The organism is Aquimarina sp. EL_43 (assembly GCF_943422735.1).
In the GTDB taxonomy this organism is placed as follows: domain Bacteria; phylum Bacteroidota; class Bacteroidia; order Flavobacteriales; family Flavobacteriaceae; genus Aquimarina; species Aquimarina megaterium.
The window spans coordinates 2,572,536-2,598,372 of the sequence record NZ_CALSBR010000001.1; the positions used below are offsets into that span (position 1 = coordinate 2,572,536).

22 protein-coding genes are annotated in these 25,837 nt (G+C 33.3%); 19 read left to right on the plus strand and 3 right to left on the minus strand.

Going from position 1 to position 25,837, the window contains the following annotated elements; all coding sequences use genetic code 11:
* Positions 1-25 precede the first annotated feature (25 nt).
* From NNL09_RS11025 to NNL09_RS11045, 5 genes are all read left to right on the plus strand, one after another.
* Positions 26-1,099 carry a cytochrome c oxidase subunit II gene (locus NNL09_RS11025; protein ID WP_025666871.1) on the plus strand — a complete coding sequence of 358 codons (1,074 nt, stop codon included), beginning with the start codon at positions 26-28 and terminating at the stop codon, positions 1,097-1,099.
* Between the two features lie 43 nt (positions 1,100-1,142).
* Positions 1,143-2,960 carry a cbb3-type cytochrome c oxidase subunit I gene (locus NNL09_RS11030; protein ID WP_025666870.1) on the plus strand — a complete coding sequence of 606 codons (1,818 nt, stop codon included), beginning with the start codon at positions 1,143-1,145 and terminating at the stop codon, positions 2,958-2,960.
* Positions 2,961-3,178: 218 nt separating this feature from the next.
* Entirely contained in the window at positions 3,179-4,201 is a 1,023-nt protein-coding gene (ruvB, locus tag NNL09_RS11035; protein WP_025666869.1) for a Holliday junction branch migration DNA helicase RuvB, read from the plus strand.
* 39 nt (positions 4,202-4,240) lie between these two features.
* On the plus strand, positions 4,241-5,572 hold the full coding sequence (locus NNL09_RS11040) for a cytochrome P450 (RefSeq protein ID WP_196911101.1): 1,332 nt from the start codon (positions 4,241-4,243) through the stop codon (positions 5,570-5,572).
* A gap of 54 nt (positions 5,573-5,626) precedes the next feature.
* Positions 5,627-8,692, plus strand: coding sequence for a CHAT domain-containing protein (locus NNL09_RS11045; RefSeq protein ID WP_196911100.1), 3,066 nt, complete (start codon positions 5,627-5,629; stop codon positions 8,690-8,692).
* Here NNL09_RS11045 and NNL09_RS11050 read toward each other — a convergent pair.
* Both NNL09_RS11050 and NNL09_RS11055 read right to left on the minus strand, forming a co-directional pair.
* Positions 8,672-9,388, minus strand: a complete 717-nt coding sequence (locus tag NNL09_RS11050; protein WP_196911099.1) for a tol-pal system YbgF family protein — start codon at positions 9,386-9,388, stop codon at positions 8,672-8,674. The genes NNL09_RS11045 and NNL09_RS11050 overlap by 21 nt on opposite strands.
* Positions 9,385-9,936, minus strand: a complete 552-nt coding sequence (locus NNL09_RS11055; protein WP_196911098.1) for an RNA polymerase sigma factor — start codon at positions 9,934-9,936, stop codon at positions 9,385-9,387. The genes NNL09_RS11050 and NNL09_RS11055 overlap by 4 nt, the downstream gene beginning before the upstream one ends.
* A 114-nt stretch (positions 9,937-10,050) precedes the next feature.
* Between NNL09_RS11055 and NNL09_RS11060 the strand changes: the two genes are divergently transcribed.
* The 10 genes from NNL09_RS11060 (at position 10,051) to queG (ending at position 15,925) form a co-directional block, all read left to right on the plus strand.
* Positions 10,051-10,260 (plus strand): hypothetical protein, encoded by a 210-nt coding sequence (locus tag NNL09_RS11060; protein WP_196911097.1) that lies wholly within the window; start codon positions 10,051-10,053, stop codon positions 10,258-10,260.
* Positions 10,261-10,264: 4 nt separating this feature from the next.
* Positions 10,265-10,543: a hypothetical protein gene (locus NNL09_RS11065; RefSeq protein WP_025666863.1), complete on the plus strand. Its 279-nt coding sequence runs from the start codon at positions 10,265-10,267 to the stop codon at positions 10,541-10,543.
* A gap of 10 nt (positions 10,544-10,553) precedes the next feature.
* Positions 10,554-12,014, plus strand: a complete 1,461-nt coding sequence (locus tag NNL09_RS11070) for a hypothetical protein (RefSeq protein ID WP_196911096.1) — start codon at positions 10,554-10,556, stop codon at positions 12,012-12,014.
* A 220-nt stretch (positions 12,015-12,234) separates the two neighbouring features.
* A complete protein-coding gene (locus NNL09_RS11075; protein ID WP_196911095.1) occupies positions 12,235-12,546 on the plus strand; it encodes a hypothetical protein in 312 nt (103 codons plus the stop codon).
* Between the two features lie 114 nt (positions 12,547-12,660).
* Positions 12,661-13,392: a hypothetical protein gene (locus NNL09_RS11080; RefSeq protein WP_196911094.1), complete on the plus strand. Its 732-nt coding sequence runs from the start codon at positions 12,661-12,663 to the stop codon at positions 13,390-13,392.
* 9 nt (positions 13,393-13,401) lie between these two features.
* Positions 13,402-13,596: a hypothetical protein gene (locus tag NNL09_RS11085; RefSeq protein ID WP_025666859.1), complete on the plus strand. Its 195-nt coding sequence runs from the start codon at positions 13,402-13,404 to the stop codon at positions 13,594-13,596.
* Positions 13,597-13,654: 58 nt separating this feature from the next.
* Positions 13,655-13,804, plus strand: coding sequence for a hypothetical protein (locus tag NNL09_RS11090; RefSeq protein WP_196911093.1), 150 nt, complete (start codon positions 13,655-13,657; stop codon positions 13,802-13,804).
* Positions 13,805-13,972: 168 nt separating this feature from the next.
* Entirely contained in the window at positions 13,973-14,395 is a 423-nt protein-coding gene (locus NNL09_RS11095; RefSeq protein ID WP_196911092.1) for a hypothetical protein, read from the plus strand.
* A 129-nt stretch (positions 14,396-14,524) separates the two neighbouring features.
* Positions 14,525-14,995 carry a mechanosensitive ion channel domain-containing protein gene (locus NNL09_RS11100; RefSeq protein ID WP_241459847.1) on the plus strand — a complete coding sequence of 157 codons (471 nt, stop codon included), beginning with the start codon at positions 14,525-14,527 and terminating at the stop codon, positions 14,993-14,995.
* A complete protein-coding gene (gene queG, locus NNL09_RS11105; protein ID WP_196911091.1) occupies positions 14,996-15,925 on the plus strand; it encodes a tRNA epoxyqueuosine(34) reductase QueG in 930 nt (309 codons plus the stop codon).
* A 7-nt stretch (positions 15,926-15,932) separates the two neighbouring features.
* Here queG and NNL09_RS11110 read toward each other — a convergent pair whose 3' ends face one another.
* Positions 15,933-16,952, minus strand: coding sequence for a LacI family DNA-binding transcriptional regulator (locus NNL09_RS11110; protein ID WP_025666848.1), 1,020 nt, complete (start codon positions 16,950-16,952; stop codon positions 15,933-15,935).
* 275 nt (positions 16,953-17,227) lie between these two features.
* On the opposite strand from NNL09_RS11110, the gene NNL09_RS11115 reads away from it, so the two are divergent.
* From NNL09_RS11115 to NNL09_RS11130, 4 genes are all read left to right on the plus strand, one after another.
* Positions 17,228-19,855 carry a TonB-dependent receptor gene (locus NNL09_RS11115; protein ID WP_025666847.1) on the plus strand — a complete coding sequence of 876 codons (2,628 nt, stop codon included), beginning with the start codon at positions 17,228-17,230 and terminating at the stop codon, positions 19,853-19,855.
* A 71-nt stretch (positions 19,856-19,926) separates the two neighbouring features.
* Entirely contained in the window at positions 19,927-21,147 is a 1,221-nt protein-coding gene (locus NNL09_RS11120; RefSeq protein ID WP_196911090.1) for a sugar MFS transporter, read from the plus strand.
* On the plus strand, positions 21,137-23,020 hold the full coding sequence (locus tag NNL09_RS11125) for a trehalase family glycosidase (RefSeq protein ID WP_196911089.1): 1,884 nt from the start codon (positions 21,137-21,139) through the stop codon (positions 23,018-23,020). Before NNL09_RS11120 ends, NNL09_RS11125 begins: the two co-directional genes overlap by 11 nt.
* Positions 23,021-23,224: 204 nt before the next feature.
* Positions 23,225-25,534, plus strand: coding sequence for an NADP-dependent malic enzyme (locus NNL09_RS11130; protein ID WP_025666843.1), 2,310 nt, complete (start codon positions 23,225-23,227; stop codon positions 25,532-25,534).
* The last annotated feature ends 303 nt before the right edge of the window (positions 25,535-25,837 follow it).

The window sequence follows — 25,837 nt, forward strand, 5'->3', positions numbered from 1 at the left end:
TTGTAAAAAAAGAAGATAGATAAAAATGACTGTATTCTTAACCTTAGTAGTTATAGCACTTTTTGGAATCACGTTGTGGCAAATGTCAAAGATATTGAAATTGTCTCAAGCTAAAACAGATAACTCTCAAGTAGCAAACGACAAAGACAATAATTTACAAGGTAAGCTTATGCTTGCATTTGTAATATTTCTTTACCTGCTTACCATATATTGTTTTGTACAATATGACTCTTATTTCCTTCCAGAATCAGCTTCTGAGCATGGTGTTGATTATGATAGATTAATGTTGATCTCGATGGTATTGATCATGATTGTACAGATCCTTACACAGGGATTGTTACATTTCTTTTCATACAAGTATCGAGGTAAAAAAGAAAATAAAGCATTATTCTTTGCCGATAATGACAAATTAGAATTTATCTGGACTATTATACCGGTAATTGTACTTGCAGGATTAATTATATATGGATTGTTTACATGGACCGATATCATGAATATCGATGAAGAAGATGGAGATCCATTAATTGTTGAGTTATACGCATATCAATTCGACTGGCGTGCTCGATACTCTGGAGAGGATAATGAATTAGGTAAAGCTAATGTTCGTTATATAGAAGGAATTAATACCTTAGGTCTAGATGTTTCTGATACTTATGGAAAAGATGACAAAATTACTAATGAATTGCATTTGCCTGTAAATAGAAAGGTTATTTTTAAAATGCGCTCTCAGGATGTATTACATTCTGCTTACATGCCATTTTTTAGAGCACAGATGAATGTTGTACCGGGTATGATTACAGAGTTTGCTTATACACCGACTGTTACTTCTGAAGAAATGAGAAATAGCGAGTTTATGGTAGAGAAAGTCGCTACAATCAATAAGATTAGAAGAGAAAAAAGCAAAAAATTAGTAGCTGCAGGAGATGAAGCTTTAGAAGAATATACATTCGAATACTACTTATTGTGTAATAAAATATGTGGGGTATCACATTATAATATGCAAATGAAGATTATAGTAGAATCTGAAGAAGATTATAAGGCATGGTTAAAAACACAGCCTACCTTTGGAGAGCAATTATCAGCCCAAGCAAGCAACTAAGAAAGAAGAAAATTAATATATTATATTAAAAAGAAATAGCGTTATGTCAGTAACTCAAGGAGATAACCACGATCACGATCACGACGATCACGGACATCATAAAGAAACATTTATTACCAAATATATTTTTAGTCAGGATCACAAGATGATCTCTAAGCAGTACTTAATTACTGGTTTGATTATGGGGATTATTGGTATTGCAATGTCTTTATTATTTAGAATGCAATTGGCATGGCCAGACCACCAGTTTACTATTTATGAAATTTTATTAGGTAAATTTGGTGAAGATGGAGTTATGGATCCGGGAATATACCTGGCTTTGGTAACAATACACGGTACTATAATGGTATTTTTTGTATTGACAGCAGGATTGAGTGGTACCTTTAGTAACCTTCTTATTCCATTACAGATTGGAGCTCGTGATATGGCTTCTGGATTCTTAAATATGATATCGTACTGGTTATTCTTTTTAAGTAGTGTTATCATGGTATTGTCATTATTTGCAGAAGCAGGACCAGCATCGGCAGGGTGGACAATTTATCCTCCGCTAAGTGCATTGCCACAAGCTATTGGAGGTTCGGGAACAGGGATGACATTATGGTTAGTTTCTATGGCGATATTTATTGCCTCTTCTTTACTTGGTTCTTTGAACTATGTGGTAACTGTAATCAACTTACGAACCAAAGGAATGTCAATGACTCGTTTACCTTTAACCATATGGGCATTCTTTGTAACAGCTATAATTGGTATTGTTTCGTTTCCAGTATTATTATCAGCAGCATTATTGTTAATAATGGATAGAAGTTTTGGTACTTCTTTCTATTTAAGTGATATTTATATACAAGGAGAAGTGCTACATAACCAGGGTGGTTCGCCAGTTCTTTTTGAACATTTATTCTGGTTCTTGGGGCATCCAGAAGTATATATTGTATTACTACCGGCTTTAGGTATTACTTCAGAGATTATAGCTACAAATGCTCGTAAACCTATATTTGGATACCGTGCGATGGTTGCTTCTATATTAGCAATTGCATTCTTATCTACAATTGTTTGGGGGCATCATATGTTTGTATCTGGTATGAATCCTTTCTTAGGTTCTGTATTTACATTTACGACCTTATTGATTGCTATTCCTTCTGCAGTAAAAGCATTTAATTATATTACTACTCTATGGAAAGGTAACTTGCAATTTAATCCCGCAATGTTATTCTCAATAGGATTAGTATCTACATTTATTACAGGAGGTCTTACTGGTATTATATTAGGAGATAGTACATTAGATATTAATGTTCATGATACATATTTTGTAGTAGCGCACTTTCACCTGGTGATGGGTATTTCTGCACTATATGGATTATTTGCAGGAGTATATCATTGGTTCCCTAAAATGTATGGTAAGATGATGAATAAGAATTTAGGATATGTGCATTTTTGGATTACCGCTATAGGAGCATATGGAGTATTCTTCCCAATGCACTTTGTAGGAATGGCGGGATTACCGAGACGTTATTATACAAACTCTAATTTCCCTTATTTTGATGATTTAACAGATACTAATGTATTAATAACAGCTTTCGCTATTTTTGCAGCTGCAGGACAGTTAGTGTTCTTGTATAATTTTATAAGTTCTATTTTCTACGGAAAGAAGGCAGTTCAGAATCCATGGAAATCTAATACTTTAGAATGGACTACTCCGGTAGAACATATGCATGGTAACTGGCCAGGAGAAATTCCTCATGTACACAGATGGCCTTATGACTATAGTAAGACAAATGAAAATGGAGAATATGTAATTGCAGGGCAGGATTTTGTCTCTCAGATTATTCCATTACAAGAAGGAGAAGAAGAAATGCATCATTAATCTGATGTTTAAAAGATATAAAAAAGCCTTTTCATTTTCATGAAAAGGCTTTTTCTTTTCTGATTAATTAACTAGTATTCGAAGTTGATCGGGAACTCTTTTTATTATATTTGTTAATGACGCTCTGGTGTTATATCAATAGAACCCGGATTTAAATAGTAGTAGTAAACTTAATACCGATATATAGCTATCGGATCGATGATAATGAGATTTTATAAATGAACGAAAACCTTGATCCAACAAACGAAAATTTTTCTAACGAAGATCTGGATATCGAAAGAGCATTACGGCCTCTTGCCTTTGATGATTTTGCTGGTCAGGATCAGGTTCTTGAGAATTTAGAGATTTTTGTTCAGGCGGCAAATTTGAGAGATGAAGCTCTTGATCATACTCTTTTTCATGGTCCTCCCGGTTTAGGGAAAACCACTTTAGCCCATATTCTTGCCAACGAATTAGGAGTTGGAATTAAAGTTACTTCGGGACCAGTTTTGGATAAACCCGGAGATCTGGCGGGACTATTAACAAATCTGGATGATAGAGATGTATTGTTTATAGATGAGATTCATAGATTAAGCCCTATAGTAGAAGAATATTTGTATTCTGCAATGGAAGACTATAAGATTGATATTATGATCGAGAGCGGTCCTAATGCACGTACAGTTCAAATTAATTTGAATCCATTTACATTGGTAGGAGCGACAACTCGTTCTGGGTTGCTAACAGCACCTATGAGGGCACGATTTGGGATTCAGTCTCGATTACAATACTACACAACAGAATTGTTATCTACCATAGTACAGCGTAGTGCTCATATACTTAATGTTCCAATTTCTATGGAAGCCGCTATCGAAATAGCAGGTAGGAGTAGAGGAACACCTAGAATAGCTAATGCTTTATTGCGTAGAGTACGTGATTTTGCACAAATTAAAGGAAATGGTAAGATAGATATCGAAATTTCTAAATTTGCCTTAAAAGCGCTTAATGTAGATGCTCATGGCTTAGATGAAATGGATAATAAAATTCTAACTACGTTGATCGATAAATTTAAAGGCGGCCCCGTTGGGATCACTACACTTGCTACAGCTGTTAGTGAAAGTGCCGAAACGATCGAAGAGGTGTATGAACCTTTTCTGATTCAGCAAGGGTTTATTATGCGTACACCAAGAGGTAGAGAAGTAACAGAAGCGGCCTATAAACACTTGGGAAGAGTAAAAGGAGGAATTCAGGGAGGGTTGTTTTAATGATTACTATTTCCTGATTAAATACAAGACTACAATAAAATGAATACCAATCTCCCTATAGTTTCTTTTTTTAGAGTTCTTAATAACGCAAGTCGTATTCTTAAAAACCCACTTCCTTTTCATCATGAAAATTTTGAAAAATATGGAGACGCTTTTAAAGTCCAATTAGGATTTGGTAAAACCGTTATTTTTACTCGTGATGCGGGTTTTGCTAAGCATATGCTGCAAAAACAACATAGACGATATAGCAAATCCGAATTACAAACAAAAGATCTGGCAAAGTATGTAGGAGAAGGATTATTAACTTCTACAGGAGAAAAATGGTTAAAACAGAGACGTTTAATTCAACCTGCTTTTCATAAGAAGAAGTTAGAATCCTTGATAAATACGATTAAAGAAGTAATAGAAGAAGAGTTTATAAAGATACCCTCCAATAAAGAAATCGATATTTTTCCTGTAATGAGTGATTTAGCCTTTAAAGTAGTAGCCAAGTCATTATTTGGCTATACAGATACACAGGGAGATACTATTTCGCGATTGCAACATATAACCGAAGCTGCTCAGAAATCATTGGTACAGGAAATAAGACAGCCTTATAAACGATGGTGGTTTTACTTTAGTGGAAAAATCAAAAATACACTCAAGCTAACTCAGGAGGCAAGAGATATTCTTAATACAATTATAGAAGAAAGAAGAAACTCTAATAAAGTGTATAATGACCTGTTAGATATGCTGCTAACATCAAAATATGATGATGGTAGTGTGATGGGTAATGAACAGTTGATAGATGAAATTCTAATTCTGTTTGTAGCAGGGCATGAAACTACGTCTAATGCATTAACCTTTACAGCTGTATTACTGGCGCTTCATCCTGAGATTCAGGAACAGGTATATCAAGAAGTTTCTGAAACTCGAGATGATTTACCGCCAATAGAACAGATAGCAAAATTTCGATATACAAAACAGTGTATTGAAGAAGCAATGCGGTTATATCCACCTGCTTATTTTTCTGATCGCGTGGCTATTGAAGATGATAATTATCAGGATTTAAAACTAAAAAAAGGAACAACTATCCTAGTTTCGTTTTTTGAAATCCATAGACATAAAAGTTTTTGGAAAGACCCTTCGACATTTGATCCTGATCGATTTCATCCTGATATTGATAAAAAAGAATATTCTGATTGGTATTTCCCTTTTGGATCAGGGCCCAGAATGTGTATTGGTAATAATTTTGCGATGTATGAAATGATTCTTGCAATAAGTGCTTTGGTAGGAAAGTATAAAATAAATACCAATCTTCATAAAGTTGATATTAAACCATTGATCACTTTAAAGCCCGAAAACGCAATGCTTACATTTGTTGAGAGGTAAATATATTGTGGTTTAGATCTTTAGTTTTATATTTAAACTAAACTTTTACCCTAAATGAAGAAATTACTAATCTTTCATTTATGTTTTTTGATAAGCTCATCTGTATTTTCGCTTCAAGAAAATAAAGCATATCAAAAAGGGGTTGCGGCGTATATTCAGTATAATTATAAAGAAGCATTACTTCATTTTGAACTTGCTTCAGATTATTTTTTAGAGAAAGATGATATTAAAAACTATCTAAAATCACAATTATACATCTCTAATATCGAAATTTATAAAAATAATTTTCCTTCTGCATTAGAAACAATTAATGTTTCTATTAAAAACTATACGTCTTCAACAATAAAAAACGATAGTCTATGGGGTGAGTTAATGAACACAAAAGCTGTAATTCATAGAAAGGATGGTTACACTGTAAAAGCATTACAGGTAAGTGATGAGATTTTAAAAGAACAAGTAAAGAAATCGGCATTACCTAAATATAACCTTGTAAGAACATATACCGTACGAAGTAACATTTTGTGGACTATTGGTCGATTTGATGAAGCGATACAATTGATAAAGAAAACATTGAATTTTTCTGAGCATTCGATTTCACATCTAAATAGAGCAGAATTATTAAATAATTTGGGAAGTGCTTATTTATTGAAAGGAGATTTTAATGAAGCACATAATTATTATAATAAAGCATATCAACTTAAGTTAGAAAACAAAGCTAATTTATATGATCTTGCAACAACAACTTTTAATATTGGAGTTGTAAATGAAGCCTTAGGAGATTATAATATGGCTATAGAATTCTATAAGAAATCGGCTACGTATGATCTTAGAAATCAAGGTGAAGAAGTGGGTTTTATTACAGATATTTATACAGCTATTAGTGGTATTTATGCTAAGAAAAATGATTTAGAAAAAGCAGAAGAGTATATCGATAAGGCTTTAAAAAAAGCAGTGATTATCTATGGAGAAAATCATCTTAATACTGCAAATATACAAGCTTGGTATGTGAGATATCTAAAATTAAAAGAGGAATATGCGATATCCTTGGATTTTGATAAGAAAGCCTTGAGAGTTAGAGAAAAGTCTTATGGAGTATATAATTGGTTTCCGATACAGAATCTAACATCAATTGCTGATACTTATGTGAAGCTTGCCGAGTATGTAGAAGCCGAAAAATATTATAAAGAAGCATTACGAAGAAGTAAAAAAATGGATTCTAAGTTTCAGGAAGCAGAGTGTTACCAAGGTATAGGTGATATGTATATGAAACAAAAGAAGTATAAAAAAGCAACAGATTTCTACACTAAAGCATTCGTTAATTTTTCGGATCACTTTTATGAAAATCATAGGTATGTCTTAAAAAGTGAGCTATTATTAGCAGAGGCTTTGTTTAAACAAGGAAATCATAAAAATGCTTTAGGGATAATCCAAAAACATTTTGCCTTGTATGCCAAAGGAGAACATGATTTTCCTTTATTGATGGTCGAAACTATTCATCTTAATAATTGTATCGCATTAACCGAACATACAAATTCAAATACAATAAGATCAATTGAGGAATCGTATGAAAACATGGATTTGATGATCCAAAATATTCGCGAAATCAAAAAGGAATATACTACTGATAGATCTTTGATAAATGTAGGGCATAAAAATCCAGATTATTTTGATAAAGCAATCGAGCTTTGCTATGTTTTATTTCAAAGTACTCAACAAAAGAAATATTTGGAAAAAGCATTTCAGTTTTCAGAAATTAATAGAAATAGTGCATTGGTAACAGGGATAAAAGATAAACAGTTTAAAAAAATTGCCGGAGTCCCTGATTCTCTATTACAACAGGAGAATATGCTGAAAAGAAAATTATCCTCTATTAGAACATCACTACATACTCAAACAGATTCATTCAAGGTAGATTCTACCATGAGTTTACGATTAGATTATAGTATGAAACTCGAGGATTTATTACATAAAATTGAAAGAGATTATCCTGAATATTATCGGCTAAAATATGCTGATCACACAATCAAAGTTTCACAATTACAAAAGGAATATTTGAATACAAATACTACTTTGGTTGAATATTTTGTGGGAGAGAAAGACCTATACGTTTTCGTCATAAATAATGACACTATTGATTTTAAAAGGTTACCAATAATAAATGAGCTGACTAAATCAATCAAGGAATTGAGAAAAGAAATACTTAACCAACAAGATCTTAAAGAAAATTCTAAACGAATATTTACAGCTTTGCTGAAAAATTTAGACCTCAAAGAAAATCTAATATTGGTAACAGATAATGTACTTAATTATGTTCCTTTTGAGGTTTTGCATACTGGAAAAGGATATATGCTTAAAGAATATGCTATAAGTTATGTAGGTTCTGCAACAGTATTGAAAGCATTAACAGAGAGGTCATTAAAAACTGCAAAAGGAATGAAATGGAGTGGTTTTGCACCAAAATATGAAAATGATAATTCTTTTGCTTCAAGCTATGCTGAAATTAAGAGTGTTTCAAAAATGATGAAAGGTAAAGCATATTTGGATGAAGAGGCTTCTGTTAAAAATTTTATTACTGAAACTGCTAACTCTTCAATACTACATTTAGCTACTCATGCAGAGATTGATAAAAAAAATGCAATGATGAATAAGCTTATATTTTCTGAAAATGGTAATAAGAATATTTTAATGGCATCTGATATTTATGGATTATCAATTCCTTCAGAAATGATTGTGCTTAGCGCTTGTAATACGGGGTTCGGAAAATTAGAAAAAGGCGAAGGCGTAATGAGTATGTCTAGAGCTTTTCATTATGCGGGAGCAAAAAGTACAGTAATGAGTTTATGGAAAGTACCAGATAAAGAAACCTCGGTGATAATGAACTATTTTTATAAAAGTTTGAAAAAAGGATATGCTAAAGATAGAGCATTGCAACAAGCAAAGCTTCAGTATCTTGGTAGTGTAAAAGATAATGCTTTAAAACATCCTTTTTATTGGGCTGGATTTGTAGTCTCGGGTAATACCGAATCTTTAGCACAAAATTTTGTGCACTGGTGGATAATGATATTGGTTTTGATTCTGATTTTGATTTTTAGAAAAAAACTAATTAAGTTTTTTAAGTAATTCTTTAGCTTCTGTCCTTTTATATTCGCTGTCAGGAGTCTTTATTAGTAATTCTAATTGTTCTTTAGCTTTGTCAAGCTGGCCAACTTTTAGATATGCCATGGCCAGATACCAATGATTTTTTTCACTAAACGAGTTTTTAATTTCATTTCGGTTCTCTAAAATTATAATTGCTTTTTTAGCTTTATTGAGTTTTAACAAGGCATTTGCTTTATAAAATTGAAGGGTGTCATTTGCTTCAGTTTCTAATACTATATCGAATGCGTCGAGAGCCTTTTTAAAATTACCGTTTTCGTAAGCATTAAAAGCAACAGATATCATATTTTTATGTTCACCACTTCTTACCACAGGTTGAAGAATATTTCTATACGGCTTAAAATAAGTAGCAAATAACTCATCATTAGACACTGGTTTTTTAGTGTTCCAAAAATAAGTAGTTCCTAACAGTACAAGAATAGCCGCCGCTGCATACCACCATTTTAAAGTCTTTTTTTTCTTAACATTAGATTCAAGATCAGAAAGCAAATGCCTAAAATCATTATCATCTTTATGTTCTACTACTTTTTTAAGATTAGTGTGAAATAGTACTTCATCTCTGAAATTTTGATCAATATTTAATAAGGTATCAAACTCCTGTTGCTCCTCAACTGTTAAGGTACCTTGAATGTATTTTGATATGAGATCCTGGGGTTTCATTGTTTAAGGGGATTAATCATTGCTCTTAATTGCTTAATGCATCGGGATTTTTGGCTACTTACCACATTAGTATTGTCATATCCTTCTTTTTCGGCAATCTCTTCTACTGTTAGTCCTCGATAATAGAATAATATTAACATCTCCTGGCATCGTTTTCCTAATTTATTAAAAAAAGTTCGTAATAGTGTCTGTTCTAAAGAAAGTTCACCAGATTCATCAAATGCAATTTCTTCAATGTTTTCGCTGGCAATATGAAGTTTTGATTCTAGTGAAACTGTATTTTTATGCTGTTTATAATGATTAAAAATCATTCGTTTACCGATACCAAATAAATAGGTTTTTAAAGAGCTGTTCACAACCTTCAATTTTCCTTGTATTGCTTGCTTTCTAAGTACTACAAATGCATCTTGATAGATATCGGCCATGGTGTCTTGGTCTACACCATATTTTTTTCCAAAATTTAAAAAAGCGTTCCTGTGTAAATAATATAATTTACTTATTTCCTTAGGATTACTATGAATTAAAATGTCAATAAGGGATGGATCCACTGGGTATGATTTCTATTCCTCTAAGGTATAAAAAAAACAATTTTTCTTCTATAGGTGTTAAGATTCGGTTTTTTTCTTCCATAAAGAGTATAAAACATATAAAAGTTAAGAATTATGAATCGCATTTTAAAAAAACTAACGTTTCGGGAAATTACTCTAGAATTTATCCCTTCACTAGGAATATCACTATTGATAGCAGAATCTTTTTACAAATTGGGAAGCTTTGCTTTTGAGTGTATTGCTTTTTTAGCAACCTGGTATTTTATTGGTTATGTAATCGATAAACTAAAAATAATTAGTAACGCAATACCCAAAAACAATTAACATTATGGCAAAAGTGACAAAACCAGCGATAAAAATCAATCCGGTATTAGTAGGTAAAGTATTTCAGCCAAATCAACAACAGGCAGATATAGTTTTAACGAATAGTAAGGTAAAATTACAAGGAACAAAAATAGAAGTCTTTGGATCTGCAAACAATTTGCTCGCCACTTTCGATTCTAAAACATCAAATTTTATAGTACACAAAAAGTTGATGATAGGAAACCTTGACGTGTTGGATAAATTAAAAGATTTGGAAACGAGAGTAAAAAACCTGGAACCTTAAAAAATCAATCATGACATTAAGTGTAAGAAATATTTACCAACAACAAGGCATTTCGTTTCCCGTAATTAGTATAAGGCAAAATCATGAAATGCATTTTGGCTTACCAACATCTATAAAAAAAGCACATTCGGTGTTTTCTTCAGAAAATGATGGAAATGGATTTAAATGTGGGTGCAGGAAGAGCAATTCATTAAAGCTTGTGATCTTGCCAAAAATCTTAACAAAAGAATTTGGAGAAGTTGTTCCCTCCTGGGTCTCAGCAGCAAAAAGAGATTCAAGAACGAGAGCTCAGATACGAACAATAAAAGGTGTTTTGACACAAAGCAGAATATCGGGTACAGATTTTCCTCTTAAACCGTGGCATCATAGTTATGATTGGAACTATTTTGTAAAAACCGATAAACAGTTTTTTTACCTAAATAGTCCGGCAAATGGGAAGTATGATGCTAAAAATCAGATTGCTGTAATGGAATGCGAATGGGATTCTAAATTTGTTCCATTATGGTCATTACCTATGCCCGGCGATCGTATACAAGTTACAGGAAGATGGATCTATGACTGTGGGCATCCTAAAAACGGAAAACACAGGTCCGAAATACATCCGCCCAAAGCAGTAATATCTTTTCGTGAAGAAACCGATCTTTTCTCTGGAAATAAAGGACTATCCAGAGCTAGTCAAGCGATCGTTTATATAAATAAAAAAGGAGGCTACATCAATCAAAAGATCAACGATCAAAATTATACTTTTGACATCTACCTACCGCCAAAACCATCAGTTTCTTCAATTCCGAAATTCAAAGTAAAGAAAATAATTGCGAGTACTATTAATCCAATAATTACTCCTTTTCCAAGTGATGATCCAAAATTGTTAAGAGTGACGATTCCGCTAAAAGGAAAAAATATTCCATCAGATAATTACGGAGTAATAATTAGCGGAGGATGGTCTGACCCCGAAGGAATAGATGCTAAGCATATTAAAAAAGTAACTGTTACCGTACGAGAAGCTGTTTTTAAGAAGGATAAAGATCCCGATGGAATAATTTTTAAAAAGAAGGATGAATGGTATCTGTATGTTGGTATTAATGGCCGATGGAGATTGTTTGAAAGTATGGATAAAGGAAAACGCACATTAAATCACAACGTAGTTCTTCATTTGCACAAAACACAACAAGTTAAAATATCAACTAATGGATATGAAGCTGATCCTATTCATGATATTCTTGGTAAATCTGTAGGATTGTCTTCAAAAATAGCGAGTTCGTCTAAGTTAACTTCTCAAGAACGAAAAACAGCAGGAGAGGGGATTAGAAAAGGGTTTTTAAAGCTGGGAAAAGATTTATTAGAAGGAGGTGATATTGAGAATGACAAAATTGGGATTGTAAATGCTACATTTCCTTCGGGTAAAAGAAGTACTAATAGTGTTGTCACTTCGAATCTAGGAGATTATCAAATTACCGTGAATATTACATAACCTAACCTTCTCATATAAAATTTAACGTAATCAACGATCCCATATTCTTATGGATATGGAGACATATGCCTTTATGTAATATAAAAATAGAACTATTAATAACAGTAATTAAAGCTGCTATTAATAGTTCAGAATTAAAGCTTAAAAATAATTGGTATTAGATAACACGTAAGCTGAAAAGTGTATAGAGTAAGCAAGAAAATAAAATATATAATAAGTTATGGCCACGATTAGGGAAAAATTTGTGAAAAAGGGGAAATGGAAAACTATGGAAAGCTTTTTTAATGCCAATGGGGTTGCTTTTTTTAAAGCCCCAAACGATGCTTCAATTAAAGTTAGATATGGTGTTGGCTGGTTTGGGAAAGACAGACAGAAACAAAAGTTAGACGGAAGAACCTACAAAAAACTTCAAGTTGGTAAATGGTCATTGACCAGAGCAAGAATGCAAATAAGAGTAAAAAAGGATACTAATGTGACCTATTATGTTGATGGAGGAGGAGGAGCTCAAAACTCTCCTGAAATTAGATTCTGAATACAACTGAAATATACTTTCTAAAACCATTTTTTGAGTAGCATAATCTGGATTTAAGTAAACACGGTAGCCGAAAAGTGAATAGAGTAGGCAAAAAACTAATTATTAAATAAAATGAAAAGACTAACAAATCTAAAAATGTATGTAGTAGGGGTCGTATGCGTATTGGCTATTGCTTCCTGTGAAAAAGAAGAAAGCCTGAATACAGAAATTTCGAATCAGACAGAAGGTTTTATGAGTAAGACAGGTAACAGCGACACCAAAATTGTTGAAAATACTGACGAGGTATTTCCTGTATTACACGAGCGGTATGGTGCCGATATCAATGAAGAAGAAGCTTCTGCGAAATTTGAAGAAGCTGTTACTGAATATATATTACAAAATCCACTTGCTGTTAATAATGAAAAAGGAGTGAGTACAGAATGGTTTTATAGAATTAAAACGATAACCGGATCTCAAGGAGACAATGAAACTGATGGCGATGTAAAGGCTACAGTAAAATTTAGAACAAGTAAAGGAATACGTTATCATAGTATTAGTAATTTGGATAAAAGCGGAAATGATAGGGAGAGAGGTCAAACAGATTATTATTTATACCGAACCAGTTATCCCGGACAAGCGGTGAGCTGGATTGAGATTCAATCTGCTACCATATGCCTAAAAGGAACTGATGGATGGTTTCCTACAACTTTTGATGTATATGCCTATCCATATCAACAGAATGTAGCTGCAACTGGAGGTACTGCAGTAAGATCACATCCTAATGTTTGGTTAGATAATAATTATTTCTGGGGTTGGGATTGTTATGCTACAGGAGAAAGAGGAACTGGGAGATTAAACTTTTAAAATAACGATATGAAAAATTTAAAAATAGAAGGAATTAAAACCCTAAGTAAAACCGCACAAAAGTTAATAGGAGGCGGAGATATAAACCTTCCTGATCCCATACTTACCTGTTGGCAATGGAAATGGATATGTGATACAGTTGGTTTTCCACCATTAACTGCAAGGCATTGTCGATGGGTTAAGGTACGAGTACCATGCAGGTAGATATATCCAGGATGTCTTTAAATATTCACAGAATACTAATTTTAAAATAATCAAAATCATGAAAATTCTTAAATTAAATAAGGTTAAAGTTCTGAGTAAAATTGCACAAAAATCAATCCTTGCAGGAAGAATCAATAACTGTAAGCAAATACTCTGTGTTGGTTTGTCTGCAAGAGAATGCGCAGAGATTTGTAGAAACCCATATTAGACTATGCTTAATTATAAATGTAGTTAGGTAATAGATCAAAGAAAACCAGATTGCCAAATAGGGTACTCTGGTTTTTAGGATAAAAAAAATAATAGATGTACAAATAATACTTTTTTTAGTATTAAAAAGTTAGTGAATAAAAGTTAATCATTTAATATATAGATAATTATGAAAAAATATATCTCCATATTTGCCATGTTGGCAATTATGATATCATCGTGCTCAAGCGATAATGATCCAAATCCAAATCCTAATAATGATACTGTTATTGGTACGTGGATTTTAGAAAGCACAACAGAACAAGGCTACAATTTAAATGTAGGGAGTGTTCTGATAGGTTGTGATAAAAAAGCAACAACACTAAAATTTGACAAAGAGACCATTGTGACTGTAAATTCGATGGTAGTTGTTCAAAATGGGACTAAGTTATGTGTAAGTGGGGACAGTGAAGAAATTACAGATAATACCATAAAATTGATAGAAGGAACTTTTCCTCCTCCAAAGGATGTGTTTTCATATAAATTACAAGGTGATATACTTACACTTACTGATGGAGGAAATGATGATTTTGTATTTAAAAGAGCGAATTGAAAAAAGTTTAAACAACTTCTTTGCGTATTTTTGCTAGAACAAATATGCAATACGCTAATAAACTAAATGATGATCGCTTTTAGAAATGAAATTTTATTGTCCATAATAGTATTGATACTATTATTTTTTGTGCTATTAATTACAAAAAGAGTAATCAAAAAGTTTGCAAAATTAAAATCTATAAATGCCGATAGAAGAAAACTAATACGTAACCTGTCTAACTTACTTCATTACCTTATTGCAGGGACAGCTTTAGTGATTATCTGGGGAGTAGAACTTAAACAATTTAGTGTTTTTATTTCTTCGGTTTTAGCAGTATTGGGAATTGCTTTTTTTGCACAATGGTCAATCTTATCTAATCTTACCGCAAGCATTATTTTATTTTTTAGTCACCCAGTTAGGATAGGAGATAGGATACGGATTTTGGATAAAGATTTTGATTGGACCGGAGAAGTGAAAGATATTACAGGATTTTATCTTTTTATGGTTACAGATCGAGGCGAAAACATAACTTTGCCTACATCTCTTGTGATACAGAAAGGAATCCAAATCATGAATAAGTACCCAGAAAAACAAATTGAACATAAAGAAGAAGTGTAATTGAATTCTAAAACCAAATACACTCAACGTATCAAATCCGAGGCAAAACGCTTGGGTTTTCTGTCGTGCGGAATTTCTAAAGCAGAATTTCTAGAACAGGAAGCTCCGCGTTTAGAAAAATGGCTTAACCAAAATATGCACGGTGAGATGCGGTATATGGAAAATCATTTTGATAAACGCCTGGATCCTACCAAATTGGTAGACGATTCAAAAAGTGTAATATCATTGCTACTCAATTATTTCCCTTCAGAAAAACAAAAAGATCCCGAAGCTCCCAAACTGTCTAAATATGCATATGGTACCGATTATCATTTTGTGATTAAAGATAAACTGAAGCAGTTATTACATTTTATTGAGGAAGAAATTGGCGAGGTCCATGGGCGAGCCTTTGTAGATTCTGCACCTGTATTAGATAAAGCGTGGGCAGCAAAAAGTGGATTGGGTTGGATTGGTAAAAATAGTAATCTGTTAACACAACAGGTAGGTTCTTTTTATTTTATTGCAGAGCTTATCATAGATCTTGATTTAGAATATGATACTCCCGTTACAGACCATTGCGGTACATGTACAGCATGTATTGATGCTTGTCCTACGCAAGCAATTGTAGAACCTTATGTGGTAGATGGCAGTAAGTGCATATCGTATTTTACGATAGAGCTTAAAGAAGAGATTCCTAATAGCTATAAAAACCAATTTGATGATTGGATGTTTGGTTGTGATGTGTGCCAGGATGTATGTCCATGGAATCGCTTTTCTAAACCTCACAATGAACCACTTTTTAATCCAAAACCAGAATTACTAGAGATGTCAAAAAAAGACTGGGAAGAGATCACACAAGAAGTATTTTCAAAGGTGTTTCAGAAATCTGCAGTAAAAAGAACTAAATTCTCGGGGTTGCAAAGGAATATCGATTTTTTATTTAGAGATTAAAAAACGATTAACATGATTCTCTAAAAATAAGCTTGGTAGGCAGAATGATCTCTTTATGAAGACAAGGTTTATTTTCTTTATTTAATTCTATTTCATCTAGTAAAATCTCTGTGGCAACAACTCCCATTTGGTGTGCAGGTTGATGTACAGTTGTTAATGTAGGAGAGACAACAGAAGACATAAACCAGTTGCTAAATCCAAAAACAGCTACATCATCTGGGATTTTGATGTTGTTTTCATTAAAATATTTTATTGCACCAATTGCCACAAGATCGGTTATTGTGAAAATAGAATCAACCTCGGGGTTTTCATGGATTAATTTTTTTGCATTATTATATCCGTCTTCAAAATCTGTATTGTTATTACACAGATATACCAACGAAGGATCATATGTGATTCCATGATCTTCTAATGCTTCTTTGTATCCTTCAAAACGATCGTTAGAAATTTTTGGATTAAGATCACCTCTGAAATGTGATATCTTTTTGTGTCCTTTGGAAATAAGATATGAAACAGCTTCGTATGCTGCTTTTTTATCATCGATGCGTACTTTAGAACAAGATATAGAAGGTTCTGTTTTATCAAAAAGAACCAAAGGGATATTTCGACTTAGTACTTTTTTTAGGTGAACAAATTCGTTAGTTTTATTAGATAAAGACATTAATATACCATCTACACGCTTATCAAGTAATAAATTTACTTGTAGTTTTTCGAGAAATAGTTTTTCACTAGATTGAAGAATAATAACGAGATACCCTTTTTTTTCTGCTTCCTCAATGATACCATCTATTACTTTAGAAAAAAAATGATGTACCGTAGTTGGGATAATAACACCAATCGTTTTTGTTTGCTTAGTTCTTAGATTTACAGCTAATTGATTAGGTGAATAATTCAGTTTTCTAGCCGTTTGAAGAACCTTTTCCTTGGTGCCTTTATTTACATCGGGATAGTCTTTTAAAGCCTTGGATACAGTTGCTACAGAAATTCCTAATTCATTAGCAATATCTTTTAGAGTAGTAACTTTCATAGACTAAATGTTATATTTATTAAATATACAATTTAAGCTAAAATACAATTAGATTAATAAAATATAAAAATTTGAAAAACCTCCCTTATTAATGAAAAAGGACAAAAGGAATGAGAAAAGTACTTTTATAAGGGCTTTTTACCCTAAAGGAATAGTTCTTTCGAAATCGTTTTCGATACAATCGAAAACGATTTCGAACCCCTTGAATCTTAAAGAAAGAATAAATTATCATTAAGGTTTTGTGAAATTGCAGAGAACTAAATACTTAAAAAATTATGAGAACAAGACTATGTATTATTCTCTTCTTAGTTTTTGGGATAGGGGATTCTATTGCTCAAGAAGGGAAAAGTGTATCAGGAACGATTAAAGATAATAAAGGCGTTCCGGTAATTGGGGTTAATATATTACTAGAGGGAACCAACAGAGGGGCAACATCAGATTTTGATGGAGAATATATAATTAATAATTTAGAAATCAATGCTACCTATGTTTTGATAATTTCTTCGGTTGGGTTTAAGACCGTAAGAGAAGAGATTATCATGGCAGATAATATTATCAAAGATGTTATCTTAGAAGAAGACCTGCTCTCATTAGATGAGATTGTAGTTACCGGATCTTCTAATCCACGAACAAAATTAGAATCCAGTGTAGCAATAACCACAATGGGAGTTAAAGAATTAGAGCAAAAAGCTCCGCAGAGTACTGCTGATCTACTACAATCAATCCCTGGATTTGTAGTTGAAACTTCGGGAGGAGAGGTAGGAAATAATCTTTTTGCCAGAGGGATTCCATCCGCTGGAGCATATGAATTTGTTCAGATTCAGGAAGATGGACTTCCTGTTTTTGAAGATGGAGCCTTACAGTTTGCAAATGCTGATAACTGGTATAGATTAGATGAAACTGTTAAAAGAATGGAAGCTATACGAGGAGGGTCTGCTTCTGTTTTTGCTACAAATGCACCTGGCGGAATTATCAATTTTATCTCTAAAACAGGTCAAAATGAATTAATCGGAAGGGCTAAAATGACCGTAGGAGATTACGGGCTTTTTAGAACAGATCTCAACATTGGAGGGGCAATTGTAGAGGATAAATTACTTTTTAATATAGGAGGGTTTTATAGAGTGGATCAGGGAATTCGAGATCCGGGATTTGAAGCTAACAAAGGAGGGCAGATGAAATTTAATCTTACCTATAAATTTGATGGGGGCTATGCCAGAATAAACTATAAAAAACTGGATGACAGAAACCTGTTCTTATTGCCAATACCATTGCGGGGAGATAGCGATGGAAATCCAGAAGAATTCGAAGGATTCGATGCCAATTACGGAACATTAGCATCAAGAAATTTTAGTAGATTAAGAGTGCCGCAGATAGGAGGAGGTTTTTTTGAAAGAGATCTAGAAGATGGTGTAAATCCCAATGTAGATGCAATTGGAGGAGAGCTTAAATATCATATCTCTGATGTGGTATCGGTAAAGAACACTTTCAGGAATACGAGCATTGATTTAAATTATAATGCAATCTTTAGTACGGGAGGGCCAAATACACAAGCCGATTTTGCTACAGGAACAACACAGTTTCCGCTAACCGATGCAGCAAATGCCGAGTACACCTATGTAGATACAGGCGCAGCTTTAAATCCAAATACATTGGTAATGCGTGCAGATCACTGGGCAATCGATAAAGACATGTCTAACTTTGCAAACAATCTGGCATTTTCATTTCATTTCGAAAAAATAAATGTCACCCTAGGGTATTATTATTCTAATTGGAAATCAAACCAATATTGGAACTGGAGCAATTATCTAGTTGATGTATCTGATAATCCCAGATTGGTAAACCTGGTAGACACCAGTACAGGAGTTTCTAGAACTTATAACGGAATAGAAAGAATTACCTGGTTAGAAAGAGATGCACAAACCAAAGGAAGATTAAATGCTCTTTATATAGATGCAGAAGTTAATTTCACAGATAATCTAACTGCTAATTTTGGGCTTCGTTATGACGATGATAAATATGCTGGATATCGTGATAATGCACGATTTTTTTCAACAGATTTAGGCTTACTACCTGATAATACTGCCGATGATGCACTTACCGTTGTAGATGGTAACCCATATACATATTGGAATTATGATGTAGACGAATTATCATATACTACTGCATTAAATTATAAGTTTAGTGATAATATGGCGATCTATGCAAGACATAGTCACGGATTTAGATCACCCATAGAAGAGTCTTACTACGATAATGCTTCTGATCTTAGCGCTATCGAGGTTACCGAGGTTGATCAGTCAGAATTAGGGTTTAAATATTCTTCTTCCAACATAGGTGTTTATGCAAACTTTTTCTATATGAATATGGATAATATTGCCTTTACAGATATTTTGGCAGATGGTACTTCAGAAAATAAATTTGCCGATGTAAACAATATAGGAGTAGAGTTAGAGGCTAATGCTAAATATAAAGCTTTTGCAGTAGAAGCTAATATTACGGTTCAAAAACCAGAGTATGATAATTTTTCTGGAGCTAATGCAGATGGTACAACTTTTAATTATGAAGGAAATAATGCAAGGAGAATCCCTAATGTGTACTTCACACTAAGACCACAAGTAGAAATCATTAAAGACCTGGGGTTATATACACAATGGTCACATTTTGGTAAAAAATATCAGGACGAAGCTAATACCACAGAACTTCCTGCTTTTAATGTTTTTAACGCCGGAGCGTATTACAAAGTGAAAAACTTACGATTTGGGTTTGATGCTTCTAATCTGTTTAATGAAATAGGATTAACCGAAGGTAACCCAAGAGGAACAACTAATGCTAATGATGATGTCTTTCTGGCCAGACCAATTTTAGGTCGAGCCTATAGATTATCTGTAGCAATAGACTTTTAATTGTTTGGAGCCAAAAACTGCTCGTATTGCTCGGGCAGTTTTAAATTAATAACCAGTCACGACCGTTTTTAATGAAGAATGTATCCATAAAAATATCCTTGTTTATCAACTATTTTATTTTTGCTATCCTCCTTAATAGTGTAGGAATAGTAATCTTAAAATCTTTAGAGAATTACCATGTTGATGAGATCGAGGCAAGTACTTTAGAATGGTTTAAAGATTTGCCGATAGCATTGGTTTCATTCTTAATAGCTTCTTTTTTGCCAAGAATAGGATATAAGAAAGCAATATTATTGGGATTGCTCATTTCGTTTATTGGATGTCTGGGGATGTACTATGGTAATTCTTTCTGGTCTGCAAAACTTCTTTTTGCTGCAATAGGAGTATCCTTTGCTTTGGTAAAAGTTTCGGTATATACCCTTATCGGGATAATTACAAAAACCAGACGAGATCACAATAGTTTAATGAGTACTGTAGAAGGGGTTTTTATGATAGGAATCGCTGCGGCTTATTTTCTGTTTCCTGCATTTAATTATGATAATAATCCAGATGCATGGTTGCGGGTATATTTGCTTTTAGCTGCACTGATTTTTGTGTCTTTTCTATTATTGTTCTTCACCAGATTTGAAGAAGGAAACGAAATTCCGGGCGTAAATCTATTAGATGATGTTAAGCAGATGATGCTTTTGTGCACCAAAATGTTGGTCATCGTATTTGTTGGTAGTGCCTTTTTATTCGTAATGGTAGAACAGGGAGTGATGACTTGGTTACCCACATTTTATAAAAGAGTGTTACAGCTTCCTCCTAACGTAAGCATTATGATGTCTAGCGTTTTTGCAATATCATTGGCTATTGGGAGAATAGGTGCAGGAATTCTATCAAAGCGAATACCTTGGGTTTATATTCTTGCAGTATGTATAGGATTAGCAATACTTATGGTGGTTTTTATTTTACCACAAACCTTAGATGTTGAGGTGCAAAAAATCCAAAAAATTACAGATATACCATGGATAGGATATGCGTTTCCGCTTATCGGATTATGTCTCGCTCCAATATATCCTCTAATAAATTCTGCGGTGCTAAGTGCTTTACCCAAAAAATTACATAGTCCTATGACTGGTCTTATAGTGGTTTTCTCTGCTTTAGGAGGAACTACAGGATCTACAATAGTAGGCTGGTTATTTAAAAATGTTGGCGCCCAACAAGCATTTTATTATACGATAATACCAATGATCTTATTGTTATCGACATTGCTGGTATTACACAAATTAACAAGAAATAATGTTGATTAAAATATATAAAAAAGATGTCTTGCATAGTTTGCTTCAACAAGAAGATACTGATCAAGACAAGAGGATTACTATTGATGATTGGGGTCCAAAAGAATTTGAAATACATACCATTAACAACGAAGTTTATACCATTAAAGGAACCTATCACCTGTCTAATCTGCTTCAGGAATTAAAATTGACAAAAGAAGACAAAAAAGGGATCATAGAAATTTCTTTAACAGAGATTAAACAGCAACCCGGCATTAGAATTTCTAAAATGATAAAAGAGTACTATTGGGATCGATTAACTAGAAAATTAGATCGAAATGGTATTGAAAAAATTATGTCTGATGATAAACGGAGTATAAAAGAAAAACGATTATACGTTCCTTTTCATGATAAAGAAGCCTATTCTTTTTATCAGGAAATAACAAAAGGAATAGATCATATTATATTAGAGACGCTACCCCCAAAAATAACACCAGAATTTGTGCAGTCCATTAATGATAAGCCTGGGATTTTAGGATTAGCATTAACTACCGATGATCGTAAGAAAAAAGCTGTCCCATTTTTGGTTCCGGGAGGAAGATTTAATGAGATGTATGGATGGGATAGCTATTTTATAAATATAGGCCTTTTACTAGATGGCAAAAAAGAACTTGCCAAAGGGATGATTGATAATTTCACATATCAAATCAAGAATTATGGTAAAATTCTAAATGCCAATAGAAGCTATTATCTAACAAGAACTCAACCTCCTTTCTATACATCTATGGTTGTAGAGTATTATGAAAAATATAAAGATCAAACACCTATTTCCTGGCTAAAAGAATGTACAAAAACAGCTATTCATGAATATGAAACTGTTTGGATGCAATCTGGAAAAAGATTGGCATCAAATGGATTAAATAGGTTTTATGCAGAAGGAATAGGTATAACAGCAGAAGTTGAAGAAGGACATTATGATTATATATTACAAAAATATAAGAACGACGACTCGCAATCTGTCGAAGAATTTAGAAAGTTATACCTTAACAGAGAGGTTGATAGAGCAGAATTGGATCAATATTTTTTGCATGATCGAAGCGTAAGAGAAAGTGGGCATGATACAACCTACAGGTTAGAAGGGATATGTGCTGATCTAACTACTGTAGATCTTAATACACTATTGTATAAATATGAAAAAGATTTGGCATATATCATAAAGCGTTTTTTTAATGATGAATTTATATATAAAGAGAAGAAATTAAATTCTGAGTATTGGAATGATATTGCAACTCAACGGGTAGCGCTGATAAATCAATACATGTGGGATGAAAAAACAGGTAGTTATTTTGATTATAATCTATTAGAAAAAAAGAAAACTCATTTTGAGTCGGCGACCGGGTTTTATCCACTATGGGCAAAATTATGTACGGCAGATCAAGCAAAAAGTGTTGTCGAATATTTGACACCTCGGTTAAAATGTGAATTTGGTATTGCCGGAAGCTCTAAGTTTTCTCTTCGAGATGTTCCAAAAGATGCTCCAAAACGACAATGGGACTATCCGTTTGGATGGGCGCCACATCAAATGATTGTTTGGGAAGGATTGCTTAATTATGGGTATCAGGATTTGGTAGAAGAACTTGTCTATAGATGGCTGTGGATGATTACCAAGAATGCAGCAGATTATAATGGTGTAATTCCAGAAAAATTCGATGTCGTTTGCGGAACATTTAAAGTAGATGTAGAGTATGGTAATGTCGGATCTGATTTTAAATATGTTCCCGATGGTGGTTTTGGATGGATGAACGCTTCTTATCAATTAGGATTAAGTCTTCTATCTGTAGAATATAAGTATAAATTGAATCAGCTTATAGATCCTGATGAAATATTTAATAAAACCAATAATTAATTGATAAATCTTTAATAAGATTGTTAAATGTAGGGTATTTTTTTTCAATCCTTATTTTTCGCAAAGATTCCTTAGTATTAATTTTTGCATCTCATACAGACTTGTACCTTTGTATATGTATTAGTATCAAAATATCATAACCATTAAATCTGGTGTTATGGTATTTTGATCTTTATTTTTATTAGCACATTTATCTTATTTAGTATGAGTATCGAAAGTAAAAGAAGAGAGGCATTAGTATATCATGCCAAGCCTACCCCAGGTAAAATTAAAGTCGTTCCTACTAAAAAGTATGCAACTCAGAGAGATTTATCTTTAGCATATTCTCCTGGTGTTGCCGAACCTTGTTTAGAAATCGAAAAGGAAAAGGCAGACGTTTATAAATATACGGCAAAAGGAAATCTGGTTGCTGTAATATCTAATGGTACAGCAGTATTAGGATTAGGAGATATTGGTCCCGAAGCATCAAAACCTGTAATGGAAGGAAAAGGGTTATTGTTTAAGATATTTGCCGATATCGATGTGTTTGATATCGAGGTAGATACAAAAGATGTAGATGCTTTTATTGAAACTGTTAAAAATATTGCTCCAACATTTGGAGGGATAAACCTTGAAGATATTAAAGCTCCCGAAGCCTTTGAGATCGAAAGACGACTAAAAGAAGAACTGGATATCCCAGTGATGCATGACGATCAGCATGGTACAGCTATAATTTCTGCTGCTGCATTGTTAAATGCATTAGAAATTGCAAATAAAAACATTGAAGAAGTAAGAATTGTTGTTAGTGGCGCTGGTGCGGCGGCAGTATCTTGTACAAGATTATATAAAGCTTTTGGAGCTAAAGCCGAAAATATTGTTATGACCGATAGTAAAGGTGTAATTCGTAAAGATCGAGATAGCCTTACTCCAGAAAAAGCAGAATTTGCCACAGATCGAGACCTCAATGACCTAGAAGATGCAATGCGAGATGCAGATGTATTTATTGGTTTATCGATGGCCAATCTGGTAAGTCCCGATATGCTGATATCAATGGCAGATAATCCAATTGTTTTCGCAATGGCAAATCCAGATCCCGAAATAAAATATGATCTGGCGATTAAAGCTCGTAAAGATGTAATCATGGCTACAGGAAGAAGTGATCATCCTAACCAGGTAAATAATGTACTGGGGTTCCCTTTTATTTTTAGAGGTGCTTTGGATGTAAGAGCTACGGCCATTAATGAAGAAATGAAAATGGCAGCTGTAAAAGCGTTAGCCGAGCTAGCCAAAGAACCTGTTCCGGAGCAAGTAAATATAGCCTATGGAGAAACACGTCTTAATTTTGGTAAAGAGTATATCATACCAAAACCTTTTGATCCAAGACTTATCGCAAAAGTGCCTCCTGCAGTAGCTAAAGCAGCTATTGAGAGTGGTGTGGCAACGGCACCTATTACCGATTGGGAGAAGTATGAAGATGAATTGCTTGAGCGAATGGGTAATGATAATAAAATAGTACGATTGTTATTAGATAGAGCAAAAACAAATCCTAAACGTGTTGTTTTTGCAGAAGCAGACCATCTGGATGTGTTAAAAGCAGCTCAGACAGTTAAAGAAGAACGTATTGCTTTTCCGGTTTTATTAGGTCGTAAAGATATCATACTCGAACTGATGAAAGAGATTGATTTTGATCCAACTGGTATTGATATCATTGATCCTAAAGCAGACGAAGAATGTGAGCGTAAAAATAGATATGCCAAACAATATTGGGAAACCAATAAGCGTAAAGGAATTACCCTGTATGATGCAGAAAAATTAATGCGCGAACGTAACTATTTTGCTGCCATGATGGTAAATGAAGGAGATGCCGATGCATTGCTTTCTGGGTATTCTAGAAGTTATCCAACTGTGGTTAAACCCATGATGGACTTAATAGGGCTTGCCAAAGGGGCAACTCGTATTGCAACAATGAATGTAATGATGACCGATAAGGGACCATTGTTTATAAGTGATACCTCTATAAATATCGAACCTTCTTCAAAAGAATTGGCAAAAATAGCGCAAATGACGGCTAGAACCGTAGAGATGTTTGGGGTAAGACCTGTGATTGCTATGGTTTCATATTCTAATTTTGGATCATCAAAACATCCTACTGCTTCAAAAGTACAGGATGCAGTAGCATATTTGCATAGATATTATCCTAACCTGGTTGTAGATGGTGGATTACAAATGAATTTTGCATTAAACAGAAAAATGAGAAAGGATAAATTTCCATTTTCTAAGCTTAATGGGCAAAAGGTAAACACATTGGTATTTCCTAATTTAGATTCGGCCAATAGTAATTATAAATTATTAAGTGAAATTAATAATGCAGAATCAATAGGACCTATTATGATGGGGATGAATAAACCAGCTCATATCCTCCAATTGGGAGCAAGTGTAGAAGAAATGATAAATATGGCAGCAGTCGCTGTTATTGATGCTCAGCAGAAGGAAAAAAGAGATTTGCAATTGTCATTAATGCCTGATGTTGTTTAATCGATTGATTCACAATTCTTAAGAGCTAAATAAAAATAATTTATATAAGATTAAAAGCTATACTTTGGTAGTATAGCTTTTTACATTTTGGTAAGATGTGTAAAAACTGCAAGTTTTATACTTCATTAGGTTTATGTTTTGTTAGATTGTATTGATGTATTTGTAGGAGAACAATATTTAACTCAATCTCTTAGATATGATAATGCAGAAATATTTTCTGTATTGGATATGAGGAAGAGGCGAGCGTAATAAAAAAAGAACACCATTTTTAAAGGGTGTTTTTTTATCCCCTGTATGTAGTAG